We start from the raw sequence: 3,124 nt of genomic DNA, 5'->3' as shown, positions 1-3,124 counted from the left end.
TTCTAGTATGACGGCGGCGCGGTTAGTTTATAACCAGTTTCTGGGAGCAACACAAAATTGGGGATTTGGTTCAGCCTTGAGTATGACGTTAATTTTGCTTGTTAGTATTGCGATCGCACTTTTAATTAAGTTTGGTGAGACTGCACCTAAACGCTAAACTTTCCGTCACTCACTTATAATAAGGGCATCAAACGCCAGCGAGACAACGGTTATGCTCTCACCTGATCTCAAAAATGCGTTACCAACTACTGATGAACTTCCCTGTTCAGACGATACGCCAGTGGATAACGAAGACCAAAACTTTTTGCCCAATATTTTACTTTTCTTACTCAACTCCATTTGGGCAAATCGTATGGATTGGTACTTCGGGGTAGATATGGGAGTATATCACACCACAGGAGTAAATTCCAGAGTACCTGTAGTGCCAGATGCTTTTTTAAGTATGGGAGTAGAACGGAAAAAGGGTGGCAAATCACGCAAAAGTTACGCGGTTTGGGAAGAAAATGGGGTAGTTCCAATATTCACATTAGAAATGGTGTCCCACACCCCCGGAGGTGAATACGACGAGAAGCTAGATATATACAGAAAACTTGGTGTATTGTACTACGTAATTTATAACCCTGAGTTTTGGCGACGCGACCAACATCAACCCTTTGAAGTGTATAAGTTAATAGATGAAAACTACCAACTACAAATAGGTGAACCCTATTTAATGCCAGAGGTGGGGTTAGGTATTGGGCGACACCAAGCTGTAATTGCCGGGATACAACAGGAGTTTTTATGTTGGTATGATGAGCAAGGAAATCGCTATTTGACAGATGCAGAACAGGCACAACAGCAGCGACAAAGGGCCGAACAAGAACGACAAAGGGCTGAACAATTAGCGGAGTATTTACGTTGTCTAGGTGTAGATCCAAATAATCTACCTGGTAATTAAGGCGATCGCATTTACTAAACTATCAAACTGCAACGCGAGAGTCATTAGTCATTAGTTCTTGAGATACCACGCCCACTCTTTAACGTGGTTTTAATTAGAAATTTTTTTCGGACACCTTAGGGAAGCAGACAAAGCCCGGCACGAGGTATGTACCAAAAAACAATGAGCAATGACTAATGACCAATGACAAATGACCAATGACAAATGACTAATGACTAATGAGTAAATGATTTAAATCATCTGTATTACTGTTAATTAACTCTTTAATTGTAGAAAGAAACTCATGCTCTAAATAAGGCTTAGTCAAGTACGCCTTTGCACCCAATTCTTGAGCAAGCTGGCGATGTTTTTCAGCGCTGCGAGAAGTGAGAATCACGACAGGTTTTTTTGCTAAATTGGGGTATTGACGGAAATTGCCCAACAACTCAAAACCATTCATTCGTGGCATCTCTAAATCAGAGATGACAACTTGTATTTCTGGATGTAACTGTAACTTTTCTAAAGCTTCTACACCATTTTGAGCCTGTATTACTTGATAACCAGATTTTTGCAGTGTGAGAGAGATAGTTTGGCGCAGACTAATTGCGTCATCTACTACTAAAACAACTTTTGGTAATTTATTATCTGGCTCTTGAGAATAACTAGGTTGGGTTTCTATAGGTGAATTATTATCTGGTTCTTGAGAATAACTGGGTTGGGTTTCTACAGTTGTCGTGGAAGTAGATGCAGCAAGTAATGGTGTAGATGAAGAAGTATATCCTGATATTGCTAAGGCTTTTTTATTTGACAAAAAAGGTACTGGTAGCGCCATAACATCAAGTATTGTTTGTTGAAGCTCGCTAGATACCAGCAATGAAGCATCAATCACTAAGATGAGATTACCATTAGCTAAACTACTACAACCATAAATGTATTTTGGCGGTGCGATCGCATTTCCTAAAGGTCTGATTACCAGTTCTTGTTCACCAATTATTTGGTCAACTTCTAAAGCAAATCTTCCCTGATTTCGTCGTAGCAAAAGCACCGGATTTTTCGCTATGCTTGGGTCGTGAGTAATTGATGTGTTGTATAAAGTATCATTATTAAAGCATGAATCATTATAATTAATCAACTTTGAAAGTTGACGGAGGCTGACCATAGTCTCATCATTGTCTGTATTCCAATGTAAGACTTTTTTACCTTCAATTTCTTTAATCTGCTGCTCAGAGGGAATCAATATTTTTTCGATACTGTCCAAAAGAAGGGCATAAACAACACCTTTGGCTTGAACTAGCATTAATTTTTCGGTAGTCATAGAAAAAGGGATTTTGAGTATGAATATTGTTCCTTGGTTGGGTAAGGATTGAACTGAAATTGAACCATTAAGTGCGTTCATCTGAGTACGCACGATATCTAACCCCATCCCGCGCCCAGAGATTTCACTTACTTTACCAGCAGTAGAAAATCCAGGTGAAAATATCATATCTAACAGTTCAGATTCAGCCAGATTAGAAGCATAGGTTCTAATTTTTTCTTCAGTTTGTATGGGATAAAATTCAGCAGCTTTTCTGCGAATTCTGTCTAAATTCAATCCCTGGCCATCATCCCGAACCTCAATAACAGTTTGGCTACCCTGATGATAGGCGCGGATTTCGATTAACCCTTGTTCTGGTTTACCAAACTCTCGGCGAAGTTGCGGAGATTCAATACCATGATCATAAGCGTTACGTACTAAATGTAACAAGGGATCGTACAGCTTTTCTGCGATCGCTTTATCAACTAGTACTTCAGTACCAGTAAGTTTCAATTCTACAAGTTTGGCATGAACATTCCCCAACTTATCTACCATGTGGGGGAAGCGATTCAGGATATTGCCCAAAGGCGACATTCGTGCTTCTACTAAGCTATCTATAATATTAAGAGTTAAATTTTCTTGTTTGTCACTAATTTGGGCAGCTTGCGTCAGAAGCAAGTCAAGAGACTATGTGGTTTCTTGTAGTTGCAGTGTCTCTTCTATTGCTTCATGCAATGTCATCTGAAAATCTGTATATACATCCATTTCTAAAGAGTCAAATTTCACTGAAAAATTTTGCGTTTGTTGTGAGGTAAGATTTTGTATTTGTAATGGTAAATCACGTAATTCATTTAAAGTTGTTTGGTGTCTAGTCAGTTGCTGGATTAATTGGTGACAAACAAGAAAATTTAACT

General features: G+C 38.9%; 1 protein-coding gene and 2 pseudogenes. 2 read left to right on the top strand and 1 reads right to left on the bottom strand.

Translation table 11 applies throughout. From position 1 onward, the window contains the following. Nucleotides 1-157 (top strand): annotated as a pseudogene (locus tag LC574_RS33265) (ABC transporter permease); the annotation flags it as partial. A gap of 54 nt (nt 158-211) precedes the next feature. Then, a complete protein-coding gene (locus LC574_RS33260; RefSeq protein ID WP_229457851.1) occupies nt 212-937 on the top strand; it encodes a Uma2 family endonuclease in 726 nt (241 codons plus the stop codon). A 208-nt stretch (nt 938-1,145) separates the two neighbouring features. Here the strand turns inward: LC574_RS33260 and LC574_RS33255 are convergent. Beyond that, nucleotides 1,146-3,124, bottom strand: a pseudogene (locus LC574_RS33255) (response regulator); the annotation flags it as partial.

Origin of the sequence: Nostoc sp. CHAB 5715, assembly GCF_020829685.1 — a bacterium.
Lineage (GTDB): Bacteria > Cyanobacteriota > Cyanobacteriia > Cyanobacteriales > Nostocaceae > Nostoc.
The sequence above is the reverse complement of the archived record's forward strand: the minus strand, read 5'-3'. Positions and strand labels throughout refer to the sequence as shown.

Bases quoted from the DNA above. Each gene is read 5' to 3' on its own strand.
- LC574_RS33260 (WP_229457851.1), top strand. From the start codon at position 212: ATGCTCTCACCTGATCTCAAAAATGCGTTACCAACTACTGATGAACTT.